Below are 25,342 nucleotides of genomic sequence, written 5' to 3' on the forward strand. Positions count from 1 at the left end.
GCTATTGTGTGTGACCTTGTGCCGATCATCCCTACACGACGGCCACATCCCAAGTGACTGGGAAGCACCTGAACCCGCTGCGGGAGGGCGATGTACGACCGCCGTCCCGCAGTCCGCTAGAACGTCAGCTTCGCTGCCAACTGGATTCCACGCGGGTCGCCGACGGCCGTCGCCTGACCGAAGGTCGAGGATGGCGCAGTGGGATACGTTCCTGTTCCAAAGGTTCCGTTGGGAATCTGATCGTTGCGGTGGTTTAGGGCGTTGAAGGCTTCCGCAATGCCCTGCAGACGGAAGCGCTCCCCAATCGGAAACGTGCGGCTGAGGCGCGCATTCAGCGTAAAGGTGCTGAAGCCCACTCCTGCGTTGCGGCCGATGAGCGTTCCGGGCAGAGCATTCGCGCACGTGTTGCCCGCGTTCGGTGTAAGAACATATCCGGGAGCGCAAGGACGAAGCGATGTCGTCTGCACGCTGTTCTGGCCCGTCGTGATGTTGAACGGCAGCGGGGAGTAATACTGCAGCACACCACTCAGCAGGAAGCCATGGGTAAGCTTCTCGCGCCAGGTTCTCGCAGACTCCATCGACGAATGCACCGTGGAGTCGAAGACGACGCGATTACGTTGATCGTCATCGGAGACGCTGCGATCCTCGCGGAGATTGTAGTTATTCACCGGTGCCGAAAAGAAGAACTCGCTCACATCGTCGATCGCCTTCGACCATGTGTAGGAGATGCGATAGCTACCCCAACGAACCGGCCGCTGCACGTACGACACGCTCAGCCCGTCGTAATAGGAGTCCGCTCCCGGGTAGTACTGCTTGTTATTGGCGTATGCCGAATTCGGACGGCAGAGGTTGATGGGGTCTACCTGTGCGTACTGAGCTCCACTATTGGGCTGGGAAGCATAGCAGCCCGGCGTATTTAGATTGACCGATATCAGCAGATCCAGACCGCGCAGATGTTGATAGCTGATCGCGAGGTTACTGGTCTTTGTCAGTTGCTGGTCCACTTCGACGCTGGCCTGCTCGGAGTAGGCATTCTTCATATGCGGGTCCATCGTGCTCAGGTTCAAACGTATATTCGAAGGCACGCTGGTCGCTGTGTAGTTGGGGTCGATGGCCGGAAACACCGGGGCTCCTGGCTGTCCATACGACGGCGAGAAGTTCACGAAGGTGGCGCTGTTGAGCGCCGTCGTGTTCCCATCCGACTCCAGCGCATTCGAAAGAGCACGCAAAGGGATTCGGTCATAGAACAGACCGAAGCTGCCGCGGACAACCGTTGTATGACGCGCGAACGGGGAGTACGCAAAGCCGAACCTGGGCGAGATATTGTTGGTGTCCGTGTACAGGCTCTTCAGGAATTGAAGGTCATAACGGACGCCAACGTTGACCGTGAGCTTCGGAGAGACCTGCCACTCATCCTGCCCGTAGAAGCCGATGTTCGGATTGGTCTCAGGGACCACGTAGTTGCCGAAGGACTGCGTGAAGGTGCTGTACTTGCCTGCCTGGAAGTTGGCCAGCGACGAAAACGCGTAGCTGCCTCGGATCGTCTGTGGAAAGGTGATCACGAGATCGTTGTAGAGAAAATCCGCTCCGGCACGCAGCGCGTGCGGACCTGCCTGATGTGAAAAGTTGTCGACAACTTCATAGAGCCGGTCATGACGGCCGGTAGGGGAAGCCGAAAGGGTTCCAAACGACGCGATGCCGGAGATGCTGACCGCGGGCCCCACAGGATCGTTCACCGGAGCCTTCAGATCGCTGTTGGTGAACTGCCCGCGGGTCTCGTTGACCGTGCGTGGCGTGATCGTGAAGATATTGCTTACCGCGATGGTCTGATCAAGATCGGTGAGGCTGGCTCCCGCACTCGTATATGCAGTTCCACCCACTCCACGAGAGTTTACGCTGGAGACGTGATACAGGCTGTACCGGGCGCTCAACTGATCTCGGCTGTTCACGCGGTGGTCGATCTTGCCGAAGAAGTTGCTGGATCGAACAGGGTTCGCGTAGATGGTCGTCGGCGTAGAGGTGCTGATGTTCAGCAGTTGCCCAGGATAGCTGGTCGCCGTAAGCACTGTGTTGATGGCCGCAGCCTGTGCCGGAGTGATCGTGATGATACCCGTCTGGTTCAGCTGGTGCTGCTCAAAGTTGCCAAAGTAAAAGGTCCGGTCCTTGACGATCGGACCACTGAGGGACGCGCCCGACTGAACCTGGGTATAAGGCAGCAGCGTCTGTGATAGTGCGTTCTTGGCGTTAAGGTGCTTGTCGCGGAGGTAAGCATAGGCGCTGCCGTGCAGTTGATTCCCTCCGCTCCGGGAGACGAAATTGATGTAACCACCGAGTGCGCGGCCAAACTCGGCCTGCCCACCACTCGTAACGACCTGCATCTCCTGGATGGCATCCAGACCAAAGGACGTCTGCACCAGACCGGCGGCGTCGTCGTTGGCCGAAAGCCCGTCCACAATGAAGCTGTTGGAAAAGTTCCGCTGGCTGCTGACTGAAATTCCCTGTCCCGCCACGGCAGACGTTTCCGCAAAGAGCTGGTTTGCTGCTGTGTTCGTCGGCGAGACGCCGGGCACGAGGAGTGCGAGATCGAGAAAGTTCCGCCCGTTATACGGCAGGTTCGCGACCTCGTTCTGAGATATGGTCCCTGCAACCTGGCTGCGGTCCGTCTCCAGGACAGGCGCTTCCGCGTTCACCGACACAGATTGTGTCGACGTCCCAACGGAAAGGAAGATCGGGAGGTCGAACGCAGCACCAATCGTCAGGGTCAATGATCGCCTGGCGTCCGTAAAACCATCGTCGTGGACGACAACCTCGTACTGTCCGACTGCGAGATACGGGAAGCGGAAGCGACCGGCGGCGTCTGTGGTGGTCGCCGAGACGGAGTTGGTGGTAGACGCTCGAACGGTCACCGTCGCGCTCTTGATTACGGCGCCTGTAGCATCGGTCACTCGACCCGTGAGCGACGCATTATTGACAGTCTCCTGTGCGGCAGCAGCCAGGACGAAGGTGAGAAAGAGAGCCGAGCAGAAACTTCGGTACATGTTGTCCTCCTTGCGGACAGCGCATCGCTGGCGATGCCGTGCGATGGCGAGAACTCTTGTGGAAATGAAGCTGATGAAAGAGTCAGGAGTAGACAACGATGGGAGGCCCTCGCGTTGGGCATAAGCCTCTGAAGTTTCTGAGTGGATACGCAGCGAATGCGATGAATGCGAGCTCGACGTAGACCGATTCGCCAAGATACGGAGAGGTATCTACAACAGAGAATGGCTCATGATGGGTTGCTGCCGTCGCCTGAGGATAGAAAGGACACTTGCTGCGAAAGGCAGCGAACTGCTCCCCACGCAACAGAGACGCTATTTCCTCTGCCGACATGGCGCAATGATGCGCACCGTTCCTGCGGCAGCATGCGGGCAGCCTCGACGCAGGATCGCTTCCCAATGCGATCGCCTGCATGATCAGCGGAAGGCTGAGCAGCAGCAACAACGCGGATGCGAGGATGCGTTTCAGGAGACGAGACCTCGGTGCGGCTCAGAGGAGCGCAGATGTTTGCCCTGCATGCTTGAATCTCAGCCCACGACAACCGATGCCCGATGGCGCCGCTAAATGGCCGTAAGCCAAACGTAGCCAGCCGGAGCTAGTCCAGGCCAAGACACGGATTGATGGAATGGAGCGATACTGGAGAACTTCGGGAAAAGCTAGGCCAAGCGGTCCGGGGGGCCACGCTTGTGCCGCGCTCCTTCGAGCGCCGCACGAGCCCAAGCTTCCACCTGCCGGATCGGTTCCACGCGTATTGAGGCCAGAGCCACGTGGGATGGCGTTCGACCTGGCAGAAAGGAACCCAGGTGGACCTGAGCGATTACCTGGGGATACTGCGAGCACCTGCCGCGATAGGCGCTGAAGTGCTGTCCATGTGAGAGCGCCTGCTCTTCCTCCGCGGACATCGTGCAATGATGCGCTCCGTGCCGACGGCAGCAGACCGGAAGCCGTGAGTCAGAGTCCGCTCCCAGCCCGAACGCCGGTGCGATCAGCGGAAAGCTGAACACAAACAGCAGCGCAATGGCGAGAAGCTTTCGCATGGGATGGACAACCTGATAGTAGCATCCGGATCGGCGCCTCCTTACCGACGTCGGCACGCAAGCAATACGATCACGTTTACGAGTGCAGACGGCACGATCTGCGGCAGCTTCGCCGTGGGCTGCTCTGTACTGGCCTGGAAGTTGTAGCGCAGACGTCAGAACCTATTGGCTAACCAACGCATCGACTGGGTGTTTGATAGCGCCACTGGCATCTGCTGATGGCAGGGATACCGAAATACGGATTCCTCCACCTGCACGATTGATAGCTTCCACCGATCCGCCATGAACGCGCACTACGGCCTGGACAAACGCGAGACCTAAACCATGGCCGCGCGAACTCTTACCCTTCACCCGGCGCTCAAAAAGGTGAGGAAGGACGTCCGGATCAAATCCGGGACCATCATCTTCAACAATGAAGAGCGCCACGTCCTGTGCAGCTTGAACTGAAACCCAAACAGTCCTGGACGGAGGCAGGTGCTTGAGCTCATTGTCCAGGAGGTTCGCAATCACCCTATGAAGAAGGGCAGCGTCCGCTGATATGAGAATGGGCTCCATGATGCGTATCTGTAGCGAACACCCGCGTTCGCTGAAGCTCGGCTCGAAGAAGTCTGCGATGGCGCGCACAAGGCTTGCAAGATCGATCTCCGCACGCGAAACCCTGAGCGCATCGGCCTTAGCTTCTGAAACATCGAGGCTTGTATTCAGGAAGTCGCTCAAGCGGTCCAGTTCTTCGATGGCGGAGACGATCCGTTCCGTCGGATCGGTGGATGCACCTGGTAGCAATGCAGCTTCCAGCTTGCCACGTATGGCAGTAAGCGGACTTCGCAAATCATGAGCGAGAGCATCTGTGATGGTATGCAGTTGGCCCACCGTTGCTTCGATGTGGTCGAGCATCTGATTCAAGGTGCGCGCGAGACGTCCGATTTCCCCGTTTCCCCCTGGAGCGGGGACGCGGCTGCTCAAATCGGCTCGTCCGATATGGGCTGCAACCACCGCGATGTTATCTACCTTCCGGAGCATCCTCCACGTGGCATAAAACACAACGAGAAAACCGAGCAATACGATGACGAGCCACAGCGCGAGAAAGCGCAATCTCAGATTTCTGAGCACGCGGAGTTCATCTCTCTCGGAGAGGCCCAGATAGATGTGACTGCCATCCGCGACTTGGATGGTCGCGACTCGAAAAGGAGTTCCAAAACCTTTGATCCGAACGTCGTAGGGAGAGTCGCCTCTCGTGGGAACGGACTGAATTGCTGCGAAAGCGGAGGCTCGATCTTCGGAACCCACCCAGAGAGCATCACGACCATCCGTCCCCACCTGCAGGAAAAATACAGAGTCACTTCCGTTACCCGCAGAATGGTCTCGATTCGGCACTTCTCGGCTGGCCAGTTCAGCAACTTCCCTGACCACCTTGTCGTAGAGCCGATCCTTGGGGGTTATACCAGCGACATCCCCGAGGACTTCGACTTCTCCCGATAGCCATGTATCACTTCTCCGTTGAATGTCTTTGGCCACGAAACTTTGCAGACCCCAGAACACGAGGAGAGACCCTATGGCAAACGCAAGCGTAGCCCACAGGGATATACCCCAAGCTTCACTATGAATCAGAGATCTAGTTCGTCTGGTAGACATACCCGACACCTCGTAGGGTCTTGATTCGCGACTCAGAGCCTTCAGGATCAATTTTTCCGCGGAGTCGATAGATGTGGACATCGACGATGTTGGTGTCCGGTTGAAACTGCATCCCCCACACCTCTGCAAGCAGCATCGAACGTGTGACGACTCGACCGGCATTGCGGCAAAGATATTCCAACAGCAAGAACTCCTGGGGAGTGAGGTTCAACAGTTGCCCATTCCTCGTCGCCCTGCGTCTCACGGCATCGAGTTCGAGATCGTCGATCCGAATGTGACTGACGTCTTCCTTTTGGGATGCCAAGCGAACCAGGTTGCGGATGCGAGCCACAAGTTCCGCGGCCGCAAAGGGTTTGGTGAGGTAGTCATCCCCTCCGAGTTCGAGTCCTTTCACACGTTCATCGACGGATCGGCGCGCGGAAAGGATAAGTACAGGGGCCTTGATTCCTGATCTGCGTAGTCGGAGAATAAGATCAATTCCGTCGAGGTCCGGCAGACCAAGATCGATGATCAAGCCATCGAATACATGCATGGCCACTGCTTCAAGTGCCGACTTGGCATCGTCAGCTGTTCGCACATCCCACCCGGCGTCGATCAACGATTGCTTAACGAAGCCCTGAATCTCCAGTTCGTCCTCAACCAGCAAGAGTTGCATAGGGAAATCGTAAGCCAACCGGGGGCTTGTCGCTCGGCTGTTGACTGTTCATGTCGCTCTGCGCAGATGGCTTATCGGTGAGACACTTCTCAATCTGACCAAATCGTAATCAAGCGCGGGCGATTCGGCCGCAATCACCCTTCTCTTCTCCCGTCTAACAGACGGAAACATCGGAACGGTTGATCCTTGATCTCTGTCTGCCGAGGACGGAAGTTGCCCGAGTTCTCTCAAGGTGCTTTGCACAGAGCGCTTGGCCAAGCTGAACAGGACGTCATCGCCAAGCTCACAAGCATCTTCTATAAGCGAACTATCGCGCAGCCTGGGCAGGACTATGAGTCGAGGCCCGAGACGACCGAAGAGGAGTACAACATAGAATTCCACAAGAGAGAACGCGATGCATCCAAAGCGTTCCGGCTGAGGGCCCATTCCTGATGACGACGGCTTACATAAACCGCATCGCGACCGCCGTGCCTGAGCACGATGTCCATGATTCGTTCGTCGTCTTTGCAGAAAAAATGCTCAATGACCCGAGACTTCGAGCAGTCTTTCGACGGATGGCGAGCCGATCCGACATCTCGCATCGCTATTCGTTTCTCAATCCTCACCATGGATCGGGAGATTTTTCGCCTCACGACGCGAACCAGTTCTATCGCTTGGGTAGCTTTCCGACAACCGCCAAGCGAATGGAATTATTTGAGCAAAGCGCTCCGATACTGATGCGAAGCGCCGTTGACCGGTTGGCGCTGAGTGAGGAAGAACGTGCAGGTATCACGCATGTGCTGGTGACTTGCTGTACGGGACTATATGCACCCGGCTTGGACTTCGAAATCGTCGAACATCTCGGTCTACCGGCCTCGGTGGAGCGCACCGTCGTTGGCTTTATGGGGTGCTATGCAGCGATTAACGCGCTCAAGCTGGCTCGGCACATTGTGCGCTCCGATCCCAGTGCGGGTGTCCTGATGTTGAATCTCGAGCTCTGCACACTGCACTTTCAAGAGACCCAGGATTTGGAACAGGTGCTTTCCTTCCTGGTATTTGCTGATGGAGCAGCAGCCAGCTTGATTACGGGGCGCGAAAAGGGCTTCGCGGTGGATAGCTTCAAGGCGATGATGGTGCCAGACACTCGTGAACTGATCACCTGGAAGATCCGCGGCCTGGGCTTCGACATGTTGCTTTCCGGCAAGGTACCGGGAGAGCTTGGTCGCGCTCTCCATGAAGGTGAACTGATGGGTGAGCGCAACGACATTGACCTCTGGGCTGTGCATCCTGGCGGCCGGTCGATTCTGGATGCTGTGGAGAAGGGGCTGGAACTGCCAGGCAACGCGCTCGCCGCGTCGCGTGAGGTGCTGTCTCGCTATGGCAATATGTCTTCAGCGACGGTGATGTTCGTCCTGGAGCGATTGATGCAGGAAGCACGCAGCGGTGAGCGTGGTTGTGCAATGGCGTTTGGCCCGGGGCTCACAGCGGAGACGATGCGCTTTCATGTGGTCTAAGTCAAAGGTTGATCTGAGTCAGCGGGTTTCGCCACGTGAACTGCCCGAGCTGATGGATGGCTCTTGTACGTATGAGGAATTCCGCGATTGCCTGCGGAGTCTGAGGCGTGTCAATCGGTGGCTGCTAGGCTATCGGCCCACATTGGCATGGCTGGAGCGAATACCACGCAACTCGCGAGAGCCCATCCACATCGTTGACGTGGGTAGCGGCGGCGGCGATCTTCTGTATGAAATCGCAACCTGGTGCAAGAAGCGCGGCATTGCCGTGAAGCTTACAGGAATCGACCTGAATCCCTATGCCTCGCGCGCAGCGATGGAGTTAGTCCCCGAGGCTCTCGGAATCTCGTGGGTGACCGGCGACGCTATGCTGTATCGGTCGGAGACCAAGGTACATATCGTCGTCAGTTCGCTGATGACCCACCATCTGGAAGATGAAGAGATTACTGCGTTGCTTCGCTGGATGGAAGCGACGGCGCAGATGGGTTGGTTCATCAATGATCTCGAGCGAAGCGAGTTGAGCCTTCGGATGTTTCCCCTGGTGCGATGGCACCCCATCGTGCGACATGATGGGCCCGTGTCTTTCCGAAGGGCCTTTCGGAGTGACGATTGGGTGCGGCTATTGGCTGAGGCTGACATTCCTCAAGAGGTGGTTACGGTGGAGCATTGGCGACCGGGACGGTTGTGCGTGGGGCGCTGGAAGGGAGGTCCGTTATCGTGAGCGATCTCATCAGCGTGAATCCGAGCGCATCACGATTCAAGACGATTCTGTGGATCTCCCTGGGTGTCACCGTGCTCTTTGTGTTCATCACATCAGAGCTGCTTCTTATTACCGACTATCCGATGTACCACGCCTACCGGTTGCAGGTGATCGCAGATCGTCACCTGCTCATTCCGCACACCCTTGCAGGAACACTCGCGCTGGTGATCGGCCCTCTCAATTTTTCCTCACGGCTCCGGCAACGCCGACTCGGCCTGCACCGCATACTTGGTCGCATATACGTCGTATCGGTTTTTGTAGGATCTTTTACGGGGATAGCGCTCGCGGCAGGCCGTCCAGGTCTGCCTGGAACGTCCATGCAGGCGGCTGCGTGGATGGTCTGCACCACCGCTGCCTTCGTCACCGCCCGCAATCGGCAGATCACGCAGCACCGTCAGTGGATGGCGCGGTCCTACGCGGTCACTTTCACCTTCGTTTCCAGCCGGGTTCTGAATCTCTGGCCACGCTATTGGAGCCACCTCGGAGATGTTCTCTCCGCTGTTGGGGTGATTGCCTTCACGCTTGCTTCGCTACTCATCGTCGATCTTGGCCTCAACTGGCACGAACTCACCACTCGTCGTGACTGACCGGAGCAACGTCCATCTCCCCTGGGAGAAGCGGAATCCCCTATCTCGCGAAGTCGGTTCCTACCAGGTCAGAGCTGACGACAGGCCCGTAACCGCCGAGCTGTCCAACGACTACCGCCACCGCAGGGTCTTCTCCCTCCAAGATCCAGACCGTCACATCCTTCGGCTGGAGGCCGATCATCCGGGCAAACAGACTCACAAAGCTGCCCAACACCGGATGAACGCGAAACACAGTCGCAGGAAAGGTTTGTCCTGCCAGCTGAACCGTTTGGTCGCTCTGGGGCGAGATTTCGAGTTCAACCAAACGTCCTCCTCCAACTGGAGCGAGCATTCCCACCCGAAAGGGTGCTGTGTTGCGAGGCACATTCAGCAACAACGTTCCGACCATTCCGTCGGCCAAATCAGCCGGCAAAGTCATGTGTCTGGTGTAGTCGTGATTTCTGCCATGCTTGTCAGTAGTTCGGAAGGTGACTGTGCCCGTCGGGACCTCCACCGTAAAATCGACAGGCTTCGCAAAGAAGGGGCCCTTCTGTATGTGATGGTTCCGCACTAACCGAAACGTGCCGCTCTGGTTGTACGTTGTCTCCTCATCATCAACCGAGCCATCGACAAAGCGATAGGTCAGACGCATCGAGACTTGAGAGCCTTCCACAACCTGCGTGAACTCACCGCTTGCAATCGTTTTTCCATCTTCAGAGCGCGCCACCATAAATCGGTGAAGCGGCCGTTGAATGTGTCTGACAGGGATGGGCTCCGCGAACGCCGATGTGGCCCGCAGGAACACCGCCATCACAACGACCGAAGCGCGACTCCATCTCATCGAAACACACCGCCCCTTGAACATTAGACGGTTTCCATGAACCGGGCTGATCTGGAGCAAAATGACGTTTCGGCCAGAATGTCATGCCCAACCATCTTGAAGCCGTCTACTAGATACAGTCGGCTACAAGACAAACGGGATAGCTTAAGGGTGAGCGTGTCCTCAGGGCCAGGAGAGATCGAGTTGAAGAACGAAGTGCTGATTGTTGGCGGGGGAGTAGCAGGGTGTGCAGCCGCTATCGCACTCGCCCGCAATGGACGGGCCGTCACGTTGTTTGAACGCGAGACCACCCCGCGCCATAAGGTGTGTGGAGAGTTCCTGAGCGGAGAAGCCTTAGAGGATCTCCACGCCCTCGGGATAGACGTGTCCACGCTAGGGGCGGTTCCGCTGGAATATGTTCGATTAGCGGCAGCAAGACGAGCCGCTGAGGCTCCCTTACCGTTTAAGGCCGCCTCACTCACACGCAAATCGCTCGACACTGCGCTTATCGCCGGGACTATCACTGCTGGCGTCCGGGTTGTACGCGGTCAGAGTGTTAAATCGCTCGACCGCAAGACTACTGGTCTTTGGCAGGCGACGCTTGAAGACGGGACGAGCTTCGAAGCTCCAACGGCCTTCCTCGCGACCGGCAAACACGACCTGCGTGGACACGGGCGGCCCAAGGACCCTCACCAATGGGTAGCCTTTAAGATGTATTACCAGCTGTCTCCGGCGCAAACCGCTGAACTGAAGGGAGCTTCGGAGTTGACCCTTTACTCCGGGGGCTACGGCGGTATCCAGCCCGTAGAAGAAGGCCTCGCGAACTTTTGCTGCGTCGTCAAACAGCCTTATTTCGCTCGGGCGGGGCTGCGCTGGGAGGGGCTCATCGCAAGGATGCAACAGGACTGTCCTCACCTTGCGATGCGGCTAGCCGGAGCAGAACCCCAGCTCGATAAGCCTATCGCCATCACCCACATCCCGTACGGATTCCTGCGCCGCACAACCGATGAAGGGCTTTACTGTATTGGAGATCAAGCCGCCGTGATTCCCTCTTTCACCGGGGATGGCATATCCATCGCACTGCATACTGCGCGCCGCGCTGTCGCATCTTTCATCGCGTCGGAATCGGCCCCGGCCTTTCAAGCGAAACTTCGGTCCGCGATGCTTCCGCAAATGCGGCTCGCCGAGGCGGCGGCGAACGGATTGAACAACCCCCTCGCGCGCGCCATCCTGCCATTTTGCTTGAGAGTTTGGCCTGGAGCGATGCGTGTAACGGCCAGGCTGACGCGCGTAACGCAGCCGGCAGCTCCTGTTCCTCAGGCATTCGCAAACTAGAAGACGAGCGTCGGCAGAAGTCAGGCTCGGGAGCAACGATCGTCCGAAGGAGAAATCAAATGAAGTTCTTCGCTCTTGCGCCTCTCGTGTGCATTCTTTCCCCTGCAGCATTCGCTCAACATCAGACCTTCACCGTCAATCCGGATGCGAGTGAGGTCAAAATGAGATTGAACACGACCCACGAGGTCGTGAACGGAACGTTTCATGTCCAATCCGGATCGATCAATTTTGATCGCGCTGCTTCCCAAATTTCGGGACTGGTTACTGTCGTAGCTGGCAGTGGTAACACGGGAAACGCGAGCCGCGACAAGAAGATGAATAAGGACATCCTCAAGGTTGATCAATTCGCCACGGTGTCTTTCGCGCCAAAGACATATCGCGGCATGATCCCCGCCTCAGGTGACTCCACAATCCAGGTAAGCGGTACGTTCACCTTGCTGGGCATGGAACACGACATCACGATTCCGACGCAGATACATATTGCAGGATCAGCCATCGTGGCAAAGGCTCAATTCAATGTTCCATACGTCCAGTGGGGTCTCAAGAATCCGAGCTTCCTCATCTGGAAGGCCGACAATGACGTTGCAATCGATCTCACCTTGGTAGGGACGGAGTCCAAGTAAGTTCGACATGTCATGAAAGTCAAGACCGATATCGCAAAGATCAATCGCTTCAGGATGAAGACTCTCGAATTCGGACCTAGCCATTCTGCTTCAGACGAACGATGAGGCATCAAGCTTGTCCAGGTCGTCTTGGATCCCCTGAAGCAGTTATTGGCCCCATTCAATCCACGATCCGCCGTCAGGGGGAAATGGATTCGTTGGTTTCGGAACCACGCGCGGGGTTCCGGTGCGCCTTCGCGCCGGACTGGTGGTCAGGCGGTGTTACTAAGTATCTTCATCGCGTGCGCTAGATCAGCTGGCTTATGGAATGCGTCGGGCATGACCTGGACGATGTCTTATAACAGTCGGATTGTTAGCCTAGCGCGATGATAAAGATCCTACTTCCCTGATACGGATTTTTCAGTGGGAAGTTGTGAAGTGTCCCACCCGCCGCCCAGGGCTTCGATGAGCTGAACGCTGCTTGTCATCTGCTGGACGTACAGCGTGATGCCGGTCTCTTGGTCGCTTAGCAGGCTCGCCTCCGCGGTAAAGACATTGAGGTAGGTATCGACACCGGTCGTGTAGCGGATCTTGGAAAGGTCGTAGTAGCGCTGAGCGGCGTCGATGGCCTCCTGCTGCTCTCGCCGCTGCTGGCCAAGCAGCCGTTCTGCCGCTAGCTCATCTTCAGTCTGCTGGAACGCTGTCAATACAGTCTGGCGATAAGCAGCAGCATCGGCTTCGTACTGAGCTTTGTATTGGTCCACGAGCCCTCTGCGAAGGCCTCCATCGAAGAGCGTCTCGGACGCAGATGGACCTAGTGAGAAAAAGCGGCTCGGCCAAGTGAATAGGTGCCCGATCCTCGAACTTTCGAGGCCTAGATCGCCACCGATGTTGAACGTTGGATAGTAGGCTGCGGTCTGGACGCCAATGAGGGCGTTAGCCTGGGCCATCGTTCGTTCTGCCGCCGCAATGTCAGGCCGGCGTTGGAGAAGCTGCGAGGGCACGCCGATCGGGATGACCGGAACGCTCGTTGTCAGCGGGCGGACTGGCATGGAAAACGAGGAGGCAGCCTGCCCCGTGAGCAGAGCGATCGCGTGCTCATATTGCGCGCGAGCGATACGGAGGTTGGTCCGGGCAGCGATGGCATTCTTCAGGTTGAGCTGCGCCTGGGCAACCGATTGCTCCGTATCGACGCCTGTCCTGCTGCGTACCTGCGTGAGCCTGAGATTCTCCTGATACGCCACGACGGTCTTGTCGTAGAGGCCGATCAGGCCATCCTGTCCGCGCAGTTCGAAGTAATACTGCGCAAGGTTTGCCTGTTGACTGAGACGGACGTTAGCGAGGTCGGCGGCACTTACCTGGGCAGCATTCGCGTACTCCCGGACGCTGTTGCGAATGCGTCCCCAGACATCAGGCTCCCAGGAGACATTGAAGGGCAGATCGAATTCATTGCTGTTTGCGTTGACGCCAGTCGCTTGCGAGGTCTCATTACCTGAGGTACGGCCTCGTGTATACGAAGGCCCGACCGTGACGGTTGGATAGTATGCAGCGCGCGCCTGCTTCACCTGTGCCCGCGCCGCCATGAAGTTCTGGAACGACTGCGCGATGCTCTGGTTCGATGTGTTGAGCTTTTCCTCAAGCGCGTTAAGTTCGGGCTCCTGGTAGAGTTCCCACCAGTTGCCCCGCAGAGTCGCGTCCTGCGGTGTAGCCGGGATCCACGTGGTGCCGTCGGAAGACTGTTGCGGGGCAGCCTCTTTGAAGGCAGGGGGTGCCTGGGTTACAGGTGCAACGTAACGTGGGCCGACGACACACCCTTCGAGGAGCAGCGAGGACGCCAAGACCGTGAGAGTGCTGAGCAAGACGCGCGTGACAAGCCGGGATGTTATGGGGAAGACGTTCATGCTGTTTCCTGACTGGCGGGACGGCTCCCTGCGAGGGATTTCGTGGCATTGGGAAGGCCACGCCGACGCTTGATCCATTGGCTGAAGTGATCGAAGTAGAGATAGATAACCGGGGTTGTGTAGAGAGTCAGAATCTGGCTGAAGAGAAGCCCACCGCAGATTGCAATGCCGAGCGGGCGACGCAGTTCGGAGCCAGTGCCCGTGCCCACCGCAAGTGGCAACGCACCGAAAAAAGCTGCGAACGTGGTCATGATAATGGGCCGAAAACGCAGCATGGCGGCCTCAAAGATCGAGTCTTCGGTGCTCATGCCTTGTTCGCGCTCGGCGAGCAGGGCAAAGTCGATCATCAGGATTGCGTTCTTCTTGACGATTCCGATCAGCAGGAAGATTCCAATCACTGAGATCACATCGAATTCACTATGAAAGACCAGCAGAGCAAAGATGGCGCCGACGCCCGCAGACGGTAGCGTTGTGAGGATCGTGATGGGATGAACGAAGCTCTCGTACAGCACGCCCAGGACGATGTAGATCGAGAGGAGAGCGGCGATGATGAGCATCGGCTCCGTCGACAAGGACGCGAGGAATGCCTGCGCGGTTCCAGCGAATTGCCCACGCACAGAAGCAGGCGTCCCAATACGCTGCTGCATCTGGTTGATCGCCGTAGTTGCCTGACCGAGCGAAGTGCCGGGGGCAAGATTGAAGGAGATCGTTACCGAAGGAAAGAACGAGGAGTGATTCACCGCGAGCGGCGAAGTCGCCGCATGTGCGGTCGCAAAGGCCTGCAGGGGCACGACCTTCTTGCCCGACACATGGACATACGTGGAGCTCAGCGTTGCCGGATCGCGATAGAACTGCGGTGCGGCCTCCAGCACAACGTAGTACTGATTGAGCGACGTGTAGATGGTCGATACCTGGGCCTCACCGAACTCGTTGTACAGAGACTGATTGATGAGCTGCGGCGTGACCCCGAACCGCGCAGCGGTGGCCCGGTCATAGTTCAACAACATCTGAAGGCCACCGTTTTGCTGATCGGTAGTGACATCCTTCAGCTGCGGCATCTGCAGCATCTGCTTGTAGAGTGCCGGCCCCCAGGTTGCGAGGTCGTCGACGGTGTCCCCCGACAACTGGTATTGGTACTGTGCATTGCTTTGCCGTCCTCCTACCCCGAGATCCTGAGCTGCCTGGAGATAGGTCGACGCTCCGGTCAAAGCGGCGAGTTTGGGCCGCACGCGATCTACGACCTGGCTTGCAGTCACATCGCGCTGATTGCGCGGCTTGAGGGAGAGAAAGACAAACGCAGTGTTGCTGGCACCACCGCCGCCTCCAGTGAAGCCCACCACCGTCTGCACCGCAGGATCAGCTTTGATGGTTCGCTGCACGTCGAGGAGCGAGTCTCGCATTGAGTGAAACGAGGCATCCTGCGACCCCTGAAGGCCACCGAAGACGAGGCCCGTATCCTGCATGGGGAACAGACCCTTCGGGACAAAGATCAGAAGGACGACGTTGAGGACAAGCGTCGCGACGAAGCTCAGCACCACGAGAATTGGATGTTTGAGCGTCCATGTGAGCGACTGTCGGTATCCACGGAGAAGCGCTTCAAATGCGCCCTCGCTGAGGCGATAGAAGCGCCCGTGCTCTTCGCGTCCCGCAGGCTTCAACAAGTAGACGCACATCATCGGAGTCACGCTAAGCGACACGACCATCGAGATTGCGATGGAGATGCAGAGCGTCATCGCAAACTCGTGGAAGAGACGGCCGATCAAGCCCCCCATGAAGAGGAGTGGAACGAAGACAGCGATCAGCGATAGGCTCATCGAGAGCACCGTAAAGCTGACTTCCTGTGCCCCCTTGAGAGAAGCCTCCCACGGTGGCAAACCTTCTTCGATGAAGCGGGTGATGTTCTCCATGACAACGATGGCGTCATCGACCACAAAGCCGGTCGAGACCGTAAGGGCCATCAGCGAGAGATTGTTGACGCTATATCCGAGCAGGTACATGCCGGCAAAGGTGCCGACCAGAGATGCGGTTACGGCAACGGCTGGAATCAACGTTGCCTGGGGGCTGCGAAGGAAGATGAAGACGACAGCGACGACGAGGAGGATCGACAAAATCATCGTGCGCTCGACATCGAAGACCGAAGCCCGGATGGTGGTCGTGGTGTCGATGGCGACGTCTATTTTGTCGGCGACAGGTATCGATGCGCTGATTCCAGGAAGCGCCTTCCTGATGCTGTTGACGACGTTGATGACGTTGGCGTTCGGAAGGCGGTAGACCACCAGAACCACGCAGGGTTGACCATTCGCGTATCCAGCCGAGCGAGTCGTCTGCACAGAGTCGGACACTTCCGCTACATCCTGCAGGCGGACGATGGCGCCTGTGTCCTGGTTCGTCCCGATCACCAGAGGAGCGTAGTCCTTCGCCAGGCGGATCTGATCGTTGGCGTTGATATCGGCGGTGGTGTAGTCGTCGCTGATCTGCCCTTTGGGGCGGTTCGAGTTCTGCTGAGAGAGGACCTGCGCGACGTCGGTGGTGCCAATGCCATAGCTGTTGAGCTGCTGCGGATTGAGATCGATCCGCACGGCGGGCAGAGATCCGCCGACTACCTGTACCTGACCTACGCCCGGAAGCTGCGAAAGCTTCTGCTGGACGATCGATGCAGCTGTATCGAACAGCTCGCCCTTGGTATGGATGGGCGATGTCATGTAAAGCACCGCGGCCGGAAAGGCAGCAGAGTTTACTTTCCTGTAGGTTGGGTTGGAGGGCAGGTTTGCAGGCAGGTATGTGCGTGCGGCATTGATGGCCGCTTGTACGTCGCGTGCTGCGCCATCAACATCCCGGCTGTAATCGAACTGCAGCGTGATGCTGGTCGTGCCGAGGGTACTTGCGGAGGTCATCTGTGTGACCCCCGCAATGTGGCCGAACTGCCGCTCCAACGGTGTCGCGACCGAGGAGGCCATGACCTCGGGACTAGCGCCTGGAAGGGCCGCTGCAACGGTGATGGTCGCGAAGTCAACCTGCGGAAGCGATGCAACCGGCAAGCCCCGGAAGCCGATGGCTCCGGCTATCAATATTGCGACAACCATCAGGATGGTAGCGACGGGTCGCTTGATGAAGATGGCCGAGAAGTTCATGGCAGCTCCACCGGGCGGACCTGCGTGAACGTGTGCTTTGGTGTGGGGAAGAAACGTCGTGCAAGGCCATCGAAGAAGACATAGATAACCGGTGTGGTGTAGAGCGTAAGGATCTGGCTAACCAGCAGACCGCCAACCATCGCAATTCCAAGAGGCCGCCGCAGCTCCGAACCTATCCCTGAGCCGAAGGCCAACGGGATGCCTGCAAAAAGCGCGCAAAGCGTGGTCATCAGGATGGGACGGAAGCGCAGCAGTGACGCCTCGAAGATGGCATCTTCAGCGTTCATGCCACGATGACGTTCCGCATCGAGAGCGAAGTCCACGATCATGATGCCGTTCTTCTTGACGATTCCGATCAGCAGGATGATTCCGATGATGGCAATCACGTCAAGGTCCTGATGGAAGAGCCGAAGCGCGAGCAGTGCACCGACCCCGGCGGAAGGGAGCGTGGAGAGAATCGTAATGGGGTGAATAAAGCTTTCGTAGAGAACTCCCAACACGATATAGACAGCGACCAACGCGGCAAGGATCAACCAGGCTTCGTTGCCGCCGATCGTCTTATAGGCTGCAGCAGTTCCCTGCAAGCTACCGTCGACACTTGCAGGCATCTTCAGCCGGTCTTTGGTCTTCTCGACCGCATCCACTGCCTGGCTAAGGGAGTAGCCTGGTGCCACATTGAACGAGATCGTCACGACAGGAAACTGGCCCTGATGGCTGATGGTCAGGGGCGAAGGAGTGGTGGTAAAGCTGCTGATCGCGGAGAGCGGAACGGGGGTTGCGAGCGAAGGCGTTGAGCCCGACGATCCTGATCCGGAAGAACCATTGCTGCTCTGTCCGCTCGACGAGCTCTGAGTCGAATTCGAAGACGCGAGCGAGGTAGTTGGCGTGGAAGAGGAAAGCGAGCTGGAGCTCGAACTCGCTGTGCCCAGGCTCGCGCTGTTCGAGGAGACGCTGCTGGTCGTGCCTGTGGTGGTGGTAAGGGCATTGGCTGGTGTAGACGAACTGAGCCCGCTACTCGACGAGGGAGTCAGTGTGGCCACGGTGCCGTTGGAGGCAGAGGAGGTCCGGCCGGATGTGCTCTGAGCGCTCGAGCTGGAACCAGAGCTGCTTGCACCCTGGATGTAGATGTCCTTGAGCTTCTGCGGGCTCCCCTGAAACTCCGGCAACGTCTCGAGAATCACGTGGTACTGGTTGGACTGCGTGTAGAGGGTGCTGATCTGCCGTTGACCGAAGGCGTCATACAGAGTCGAGTCGATCTGATCGGGCGTGATCTTGAGACGCGAAGCGGTAGGGCGGTCATAGTTCAGCTGAATGCTGACGCCGTTGTTCTGCTGGTCTGTGGCGACCTCGGTAATCTGCGGAAGCTTCCGTAGTTCGGTCAGCATCTTCGCGGTCCATGCGTCGAGCTCGGTCGCGTCTGCGTCCTCCAGGGTGTACTGGTACTGCGTCCGGCTCACGCGATCGTCCACAGTGAGATCCTGGATAGGCTGTAGATAAAGGTGGACTCCTGGGATTTGGTCGGCGCGCTTTTGCAGCCGGTCAATGACCTCGGTAGCCGTGAGATGACGTTCGGCGACAGGCTTGAGATTGATCTGAATGCGCCCGCTGTTCAGCGTGGTATTCACACCATCAGCCCCGATGAACGAGGAGAGGCTTGCGACGGCGGGGTCCTTGAGGATGACCTCGGCGAGCTGCTGCTGCTTGTGCGACATGGCCGGAAACGAAATGGACTCAGGCGCCTGCGTGATGCCCTGAATGATGCCGGTATCCTGGGTGGGAAAGAACCCCTTCGGGATTTCGACATACTGGAAGATGGTCAACGCGAGCAACGCGGCAGCAACGAGTAACGTAGCGGCCTCATACTGCAGCACCCATTTGAGGCTGCGCCCGTAGGCTGCGATGATGCGCTTGAAGAGGTCTTCGGTCCAGCGATAAAAGCGCCCCTGCTGGTCTTCCGGAGTATGCCGCAGCAGACGCGAACTCATCATCGGGGTGAGCGTCAGCGAGACAGCCGCCGATATCAGGATCGTCACACTGAGCGTGACAGCAAACTCGCGGAACAACCGCCCTACAACGTCCCCCATGAAGAGGAGCGGGATCAGCACAGCGATCAACGAAACGGTGAGCGAGATGATGGTGAAACCAATCTGATCCGCCCCCTGGAGTGCCGCTTCAATTGGCCCCATCCCTTCTTCGAGATAGCGCGAGATATTTTCGATCATGACGATCGCGTCGTCGACGACGAAGCCGGTCGAGATGGTAAACGCCATCAGGGTCAGGTTGTTCAGGCTGTAGCCGAGCAGATGCATCACGGAGAAGCTTCCGATCAGCGAGAGCGGCACGGCCACGGCCGGGATAAGCGTCGCCTTCACACTGCGCAAAAAGACGAAGATCACCAGGATGACCAACCCGATGGTCAGGATCAGCTCGAACTCCACGTCCGAGACCGACGCGCGAATCGTGTTGCTACGGTCGGTCAGCACCTGCAGCTTGATCGAGGCCGGCAGCCCTTCCTGAAGTTTCGGAAGGAGCTTCTCCACAGCTTCGACGACAGCGATGGTGTTGGCACCTGGCTGGCGCTGGATGTTGAGGATAACGGCTGGCGTCTGGTTCATCCAGGCCGCAAGCTTCGAGTTCTCGATGCCGTCCTGGATCTTGGCCACGTCAGTCAACATCACAGGCGCGCCGTTCTTATACGCCACTACTACATCTTTGTAGCCAGCACTTGTAATCAGCTGGTCATTCGCATTGATCTGAAAGTTCTGCGTCGGGCCATCGAAGCTGCCCTTGGCGGTGTTGACGGATGTACTTGCAAGCGCGGTCCGCAGATCCTCGAGATTGACGCCGTAGGACGCCAATGCGACCGGGTTCGTCTGGATGCGAACGGCCGGTTTCTGGCCGCCGCTGATCGTGACTAGCCCAACACCATTCAGTTGGGAAATCTTGGGCGCGAGGCGCGAATCGACCAGATCTTCGACCTTCGAGAGTGGAAGGGTGTTCGAGGTAAGCGCAAGCGTAAGGATAGGTGCATCGGCTGGATTCGACTTGCTATACACCGGTGGCACAGGAAGATCAGTGGGCAGATATCCCTGTGCGGAGTTAATCGCAGCTTGCACCTCCTGCTCCGCCACATCGATGTTGAGGTCGAGCGAGAACTGCAGCACAATGACCGAGCTGCTGTCGGAGCTGGTCGAAGTCATCTGCGTAAGACCGGCGACCTGGCCGAACTGGCGTTCGAGCGGCGCGGTGACGGCAGAGCTCATCACCTGCGGACTTGCGCCGGGATAAAACGTCAGGACCTGGATCGTCGGGTAGTCAGCCTCCGGAAGCGCTGAAATCGGAAGCGTTGTGTATGCCACCACGCCGATGATGAGAATGGCCGCCATCAAGAGGATGGTGGCGATCGGCCGCAGAATGAAGATCCGGGAAGGTTTCACCGGCTCCCCCCGGACGGACCGCCGTCGGCATTTCCTCCTGTTGGCTGGACGGGAGCAGCTCCCTCGACGATGACCTTGGCACCATCCTGCAACTTATCGAAGCCAGTGATCGGAACGACCTCTCCCGGGTTCACACCTGTCACGGCCGCGACCTGGTCTTCGTTGGTCAACTCATCGACGTTGCGCAACTTGACCGTGTTTCCAGACACAATGTAGACAAAGGCTTGCGTGCCGTTGTGTTGCACCGCTGCGGTTGGCAGGAGTATCGCGTTTTGCAGCGTCTTCACCAGTAGCCTGGCGTTTACGAATTGATTGGGATAAAGCCGCAGGTCAGTGTTGGCAAACTGCCCTCGGAATCGAACGGTGCCGGTGGTCGTGTCTATCTGGTTATCGAGGGTAAGTAACTTGCCCGTCGCCAGCTTCACCTGTTGAGACCGATCGAACGCATCAACGACCAGCGAACCCCGATGCAGAATCTCGTTTCGCACCTGATTCAGATCATCCTCCGCCACGTTGAAGACGACGGTGATCGGCTCCAGTTGCGTAACGACAACCAGCGGATTCGAGCCTCCGGAGAAGATGACGTTACCCGGGTCGACAAGGCGAAGTCCGACACGGCCATCGATGGGAGACGACAGGTGACAGTAGCTGAGTTGAACCTGCGCATACTCGACCTGCCCAATATCGTTCTGGACAGTTCCCCGGTCCTGCTCGACGGTTTGGACCTGGTCTTCGTAGGTCTGTCGGGATATGGCCTGTTGTGCAGACGCATCCTTGTAGCGCGTGAGGTCCATCTCTGCCTGTGCCAGCACGCCGCGGTCGCGCTGGAGCGTACCTTGCGCCTCTTTCAGCTGAGCTTCATACGGACGTGGATCGACGTCGATGAGTGGTTCACCCCGATGCACCATCTGCCCTTCGACATAGTGCACGGCCATCACGCGACCGCTGACCTGGCTGTACAGGTTGACCGTCGCGAGAGGAGTTACGGTGCCGATTGCCTGAACGTAGTATCCGATCGATCCGACGCGGGCCGTTGCGGTCTTGATCGTCGCAATGCGCGGTGGTTCGACATTATTGGCAGCGTCAGCCCTCCCTTTCCTTACGCCGCTGATGACAGCGACGATGACAACCGCCCCAACCAACAACGCAAGGATCCACGGCCAAATGCGTCGCTTCGAAGTTGCCGGCCCCTGAGCGTCCTGCGGCAGCGGATGGCCTCCCGCTGAAGGCGTCGTCGATAGCTCGGGAGTACTGGTGGTGTTTTCGTTCTGTTCCAAGGCTTGTCCTCTTCATCAATCTTCGGGCGGATCGCTCCCTTCCCGTGACTCCACGCTGCTCAGCTCATGCAGCCCGTTTCGGTTCGTGCTTCAGCAGTTCCTTGTGGATTTGTGATGGCGCGCCTCCGCTCGTTCGAAACGTGACATCGTCCGCGTCGACCAGAAAACTTCGCCTCGCATCGAGTCTCCTGAAGGCCCTGCGGGGCGATCGAAACCGAGCATGCGGAAGGAACGGCTACTACGAGAGACTTCGAAAAACACGCCATCAGACGTCCTCCCTGAACCCGACTGTCGATTAGAATAGATGGATACGCGTACGGATGCAATTTTCTCGCGAGAGTCGAAAACAGCGGATTTATAGCGGCACTCACTTGCAACTCGCCTCGTCACTGCCGCTTCTGTCCACACGAGAGATTGCCTGGTTTGTCGCTCTCGCAGCCAAACAGATCGCTGACCGAGGTAATGATGAAGACCGCAATCCCTGCAGCTGAAATCAACAAGCATCAGGCAAGAACTGCGGCCACACTGCGCGGCCTGTTGGAGGCAGCCGAGAGAGTCTTCGTTCGTGACGGCTATGAGCGCGCCCAGATAGAGACCATCGCAGCGGAAGCTGGCCGCACAAAAGGCGCCGTGTATGCACATTTTCGGAGCAAAGAAGATATCTTCTTTGCTCTGATTGAGAAGAAGGTCAAGGGCAGGCGGGATGAATTTCTTCGTGCTTCAGAAGGGATGAACATCGACCCGCGGCGGGCCGCAGTCAAGCAGCTCTTTCTTGGCGCGCTACAAGATGAAAGCTGGCCCATTCTTATGCTGGAGTTCAAGCTCCTCGCGCTACGCAACAAAGACTCCCTGCAACGGATGCGGGATCTTTATCAACTTGCTTATGAGGACACCAGCCGGGCTATGCTCGCTGGAAAGGGCTTCTCTACAGACGAGACGCGGGAGCGAGACCTCGTGGCCCTGGCTGTTCTACGAGGCATTCCGAGCGCCCTGATCCTCGAAAAGCAATTCAGTCCTATGTTGATCTCTTCGGCGATTGCTAAGCAGGTATTCGAAAACATCTTCGATGCCCTGGTAGGGATCGGACACAGTCACCCACCGCCTGGAACGAAGAAGGTGAGCAATAGAGCAAGACACCCCAAGAAGCCTTAGAATCCGCAAAGCCCGCCAAGGTCGAGTCGGCGCGGAGGCGGAAGCCATCGTAGATGGCTTTGGTATGGAAGTATGGATAGACGTTGAAGTACTCCGTGCCTGGTCCGACAGTGAGATAGCTTCCATTAGGAGGAAGATCAGGCTCGGTCTCGTCGGCCCAAATGGAGTCAAATCCCTTCGCGATGAAGTTCTCACGGATGCGATCCCAGTACCAGCGCGCTGCGTTGGGATTGGTGGTGTCGATCTCCGAGCCCGCACGGTCATAGGGCAGTCCCATGGTGGGCGTCCCATCTGCCAGATGTTCGAACCATCCGCGCTCGAGCAACGTCTGGTAATAGCGGTCTTCCGGGACGAAGCGTGGCCAGACGCTGATCATGCTCTCGAAGCCCATCTTGTGCAGCTCCGCGTTCATCGCCTTCGGGTCCGGCCAACGCAATGGGTCCATATCCATCTGCCCCATCTTCGTGAAGTAAAACCAGTTCACCACCATCACGTCCGCGGGCAAGTGACGCGCGCGATAGCCCCGCGCCACGTCGAGGATCTCCTGCTGCGAAGCATAGCGCTGCTTCGATTGGATGTAGCCGTACGCAGCCTTCGGCAGCATGGGAACGTCACCGGTCAGCAGACGATGTCCTCGTACAGCTCGTCGTACGTCTTGCCCACAATCACGAAAAAGGAGACACGCTGGCCTACCTGCGAGGTCCAGCGTGTCTGTCCATCAAATGCAAAGTCCACACGGGTCTTCGAAGGATTGTCCCAAACGATGGCGTAGCCCTTGTTTGTCACCACGAAGGGCACGCAAACGCTTGGCCCCGCAGCCGCAATGTAGTCGTGCTCGCATTCGAGGGAATGGCCACGGAGATCGAGAAACCCCTGCTGATTCTGGCCCAGGCCGTAGTAATGCTCGTCGTCGGGAGCCGCAAAGGTCGCGCCCACACGAAAGAAGGGATCGTACCCGTCGCGTCGATCCCGCAGCACATCCGCGTCGCCATCTTTCCGATCCGGCACGGACATCTCCCAACCATTCAAGTGGAAGATCTGCCTTCCGTCCGGCGTGTCCACCGCGATGCCTACCCCGGCTGTCGAACCGTTGAAGTATCGTGCGATGTCGGCCTGCGTTCCGCTGGGGGTCCAGTGAGACTCGGGCGACACGCGAAGCGCCATGCTGCTCGAGCGATAGAGATCGTCTCCGTTGTCACTTCGGGAGTGAGTCCAACCTGCAGCGTTGGGCAGCGCAGTAACGCCCCCCGGACTACGAAGGGCGAAGTTGCGATCAAGGCCCATCGTCACACGGACGATATTTGGAGCGAAACCCTCGAGCACAACTGTCGCATTCGCGCGGGTAAGTACTACCTGCTGCGCCGAAGCCACATTCGCGGGTCCAAGACACAAGAAAAAGCCAACCAGAAAGGTCGTGAACCACAGGTGCTGCGATCGTCCCATATAGTGCTCCTGATCCGAGGGGAAATCGCGCCCACCTATCCGCACGCAGATCAACGACAGAAGCGATTAGATCAGATACAGCCACGGACAGCGTCGGGAGTGGGTAAGCTCCAAACCGATGCGCTATGTCCGCGAGAGCGCAAAGCGTTCCCGAATCCCTACCATACTCTCGCCGGAGCAGATCAAGCTGTTCGTGGAGAAGCTGATCGACCTTTCCAAGACAGTTGTCTTGTTGGGCGCCTTCACCGGCCTGTGGGCCTGTGAGAGTCTCCGGCTGAACGGGGAAGATGCAGGCCTCGAGACTCTGGAACTGCTTGTCAATCGAGATGTCATCAGGTAGCGCATCGGGCGCGGCAAGACATAGGCCTCCCGAAGGCCGGTTCGAATCGGGGCAGAGGTTCTGACCGAACTCACGCTAAGGTTTCAGTGACGTTTTTCACGATCAAGCCTTAGGGCCGCCTCTGAAGAGCTCCATCTCTGAGTGCGCCACTCGGCTCACGGCCTCCCCGCGCTGGAGAGAATCTTGTACGCAACATCCTGGTTGACGACCTGCTCCACGAAACGAGCGGCTACCAGGTGTGGATGGGAAGACGGTGAAGAACGACGGCGATACCTGGATGAACCTTCGTGCGCTGGAACACCTCAGTTTTCCGGCAGGTACCCACAACGCCTACAACAATAACGACACGCTCCTGCGTCGAAGAGTCTTGGACCATCACCATCAAGCGCTGCGTATAAAAGCCTCGCCCAAAGACCGCACCCTTATCATTCTCACCAACCAGAAACAGGGGTATGCCTGCGCGATGGACGATGCAATCAATGCACTCCTTGACGACAAGCCCTATATGCCCTGGGCAACATCAAGAGTGAAGATCGGAATCGGACGCGCGTGACTTACGGCAGCTGCCAATGGATGTAACTTGTGTTGCTTCAGGTAACGAGAAGTTAGCTTCCTGGAAAGATATGCAGGGCGTTCTCAACTGTCGAAAACAAGCCGATGCAACCATTGAGCCCGGGGAACGAGAAGCGAATCTATCCATCCAATCGGCGTTTGTCGCTACTCCTCGA

Annotated in this window: 18 protein-coding genes; 8 read left to right on the plus strand and 10 right to left on the minus strand. The window is 57.8% G+C overall.

The features are described from left to right. Positions 1-116: 116 nt before the first annotated feature. The 3 genes from C4S68_RS05405 to C4S68_RS05420 all read right to left on the minus strand — a co-directional run bounded on the left by C4S68_RS05405 (position 117) and on the right by C4S68_RS05420 (position 6,360). The gene (locus C4S68_RS05405) at positions 117-3,038 is read right to left on the minus strand and encodes a TonB-dependent receptor (RefSeq protein ID WP_103931915.1); all 2,922 of its coding nucleotides are present in this window, start codon (positions 3,036-3,038) and stop codon (positions 117-119) included. A 1,197-nt stretch (positions 3,039-4,235) separates the two neighbouring features. Then, on the minus strand, positions 4,236-5,588 hold the full coding sequence (locus C4S68_RS05415) for a HAMP domain-containing sensor histidine kinase (RefSeq protein ID WP_235011370.1): 1,353 nt from the start codon (positions 5,586-5,588) through the stop codon (positions 4,236-4,238). A gap of 97 nt (positions 5,589-5,685) precedes the next feature. After that, on the minus strand, positions 5,686-6,360 hold the full coding sequence (locus C4S68_RS05420; protein ID WP_103932213.1) for a response regulator transcription factor: 675 nt from the start codon (positions 6,358-6,360) through the stop codon (positions 5,686-5,688). A gap of 431 nt (positions 6,361-6,791) precedes the next feature. Between C4S68_RS05420 and C4S68_RS05430 the strand changes: the two genes are divergently transcribed. Genes C4S68_RS05430 through C4S68_RS05440 form a run of 3 tightly spaced genes read left to right on the plus strand, consistent with a single transcriptional unit; the run spans position 6,792 to position 9,197 of the window. After that, on the plus strand, positions 6,792-7,853 hold the full coding sequence (locus C4S68_RS05430) for a type III polyketide synthase (protein ID WP_103931919.1): 1,062 nt from the start codon (positions 6,792-6,794) through the stop codon (positions 7,851-7,853). Further along, positions 7,843-8,571, plus strand: coding sequence for a methyltransferase domain-containing protein (locus C4S68_RS05435; RefSeq protein ID WP_103931920.1), 729 nt, complete (start codon positions 7,843-7,845; stop codon positions 8,569-8,571). The genes C4S68_RS05430 and C4S68_RS05435 overlap by 11 nt, the downstream gene beginning before the upstream one ends. Continuing rightward, the gene (locus C4S68_RS05440; protein ID WP_103931921.1) at positions 8,568-9,197 is read left to right on the plus strand and encodes a DUF2306 domain-containing protein; all 630 of its coding nucleotides are present in this window, start codon (positions 8,568-8,570) and stop codon (positions 9,195-9,197) included. Before C4S68_RS05435 ends, C4S68_RS05440 begins: the two co-directional genes overlap by 4 nt. Before the next feature lie 40 nt (positions 9,198-9,237). Here the strand turns inward: C4S68_RS05440 and C4S68_RS05445 are convergent, their stop codons facing one another. Then, a complete protein-coding gene (locus C4S68_RS05445) occupies positions 9,238-9,987 on the minus strand; it encodes a hypothetical protein (RefSeq protein ID WP_146072024.1) in 750 nt (249 codons plus the stop codon). 213 nt (positions 9,988-10,200) lie between these two features. On the opposite strand from C4S68_RS05445, the gene C4S68_RS05450 reads away from it, so the two are divergent. Together C4S68_RS05450 and C4S68_RS05455 are read left to right on the plus strand one after the other, a co-directional pair. Further along, positions 10,201-11,331 (plus strand): NAD(P)/FAD-dependent oxidoreductase, encoded by a 1,131-nt coding sequence (locus C4S68_RS05450; protein ID WP_103931923.1) that lies wholly within the window; start codon positions 10,201-10,203, stop codon positions 11,329-11,331. Between the two features lie 59 nt (positions 11,332-11,390). Beyond that, positions 11,391-11,954: a YceI family protein gene (locus C4S68_RS05455; protein WP_103931924.1), complete on the plus strand. Its 564-nt coding sequence runs from the start codon at positions 11,391-11,393 to the stop codon at positions 11,952-11,954. Between the two features lie 377 nt (positions 11,955-12,331). Here the strand turns inward: C4S68_RS05455 and C4S68_RS05460 are convergent, their stop codons facing one another. The 4 genes from C4S68_RS05460 to C4S68_RS05475 are packed head-to-tail and all read right to left on the minus strand — an operon-like array spanning position 12,332 to position 21,679. Then, a complete protein-coding gene (locus C4S68_RS05460; protein ID WP_103931925.1) occupies positions 12,332-13,834 on the minus strand; it encodes an efflux transporter outer membrane subunit in 1,503 nt (500 codons plus the stop codon). Continuing rightward, positions 13,831-16,965: an efflux RND transporter permease subunit gene (locus C4S68_RS05465; RefSeq protein WP_103931926.1), complete on the minus strand. Its 3,135-nt coding sequence runs from the start codon at positions 16,963-16,965 to the stop codon at positions 13,831-13,833. The genes C4S68_RS05460 and C4S68_RS05465 overlap by 4 nt, the downstream gene beginning before the upstream one ends. Continuing rightward, entirely contained in the window at positions 16,962-20,402 is a 3,441-nt protein-coding gene (locus C4S68_RS05470; RefSeq protein ID WP_103931927.1) for an efflux RND transporter permease subunit, read from the minus strand. Before C4S68_RS05470 ends, C4S68_RS05465 begins: the two co-directional genes overlap by 4 nt. Then, entirely contained in the window at positions 20,399-21,679 is a 1,281-nt protein-coding gene (locus C4S68_RS05475; protein ID WP_235011371.1) for an efflux RND transporter periplasmic adaptor subunit, read from the minus strand. Before C4S68_RS05475 ends, C4S68_RS05470 begins: the two co-directional genes overlap by 4 nt. Before the next feature lie 462 nt (positions 21,680-22,141). Between C4S68_RS05475 and C4S68_RS05480 the strand changes: the two genes are divergently transcribed. Then, on the plus strand, positions 22,142-22,831 hold the full coding sequence (locus C4S68_RS05480; protein WP_160115005.1) for a TetR/AcrR family transcriptional regulator: 690 nt from the start codon (positions 22,142-22,144) through the stop codon (positions 22,829-22,831). Here the strand turns inward: C4S68_RS05480 and C4S68_RS23525 are convergent. Then, positions 22,719-23,435: a TIM-barrel domain-containing protein gene (locus C4S68_RS23525; RefSeq protein WP_235011372.1), complete on the minus strand. Its 717-nt coding sequence runs from the start codon at positions 23,433-23,435 to the stop codon at positions 22,719-22,721. The genes C4S68_RS05480 and C4S68_RS23525 overlap by 113 nt on opposite strands. Before the next feature lie 14 nt (positions 23,436-23,449). Then, a complete protein-coding gene (locus C4S68_RS23530; protein WP_235011373.1) occupies positions 23,450-24,274 on the minus strand; it encodes a hypothetical protein in 825 nt (274 codons plus the stop codon). Between the two features lie 118 nt (positions 24,275-24,392). On the opposite strand from C4S68_RS23530, the gene C4S68_RS05490 reads away from it, so the two are divergent. Further along, on the plus strand, positions 24,393-24,614 hold the full coding sequence (locus tag C4S68_RS05490) for a hypothetical protein (RefSeq protein ID WP_103931929.1): 222 nt from the start codon (positions 24,393-24,395) through the stop codon (positions 24,612-24,614). A gap of 253 nt (positions 24,615-24,867) precedes the next feature. Next, a complete protein-coding gene (locus C4S68_RS05495; protein ID WP_146072025.1) occupies positions 24,868-25,167 on the plus strand; it encodes a hypothetical protein in 300 nt (99 codons plus the stop codon). Positions 25,168-25,342 lie beyond the last annotated feature (175 nt).

The sequence above is a fragment of the Bryocella elongata genome, from assembly GCF_900108185.1.
Lineage (GTDB): Bacteria > Acidobacteriota > Terriglobia > Terriglobales > Acidobacteriaceae > Granulicella > Granulicella elongata.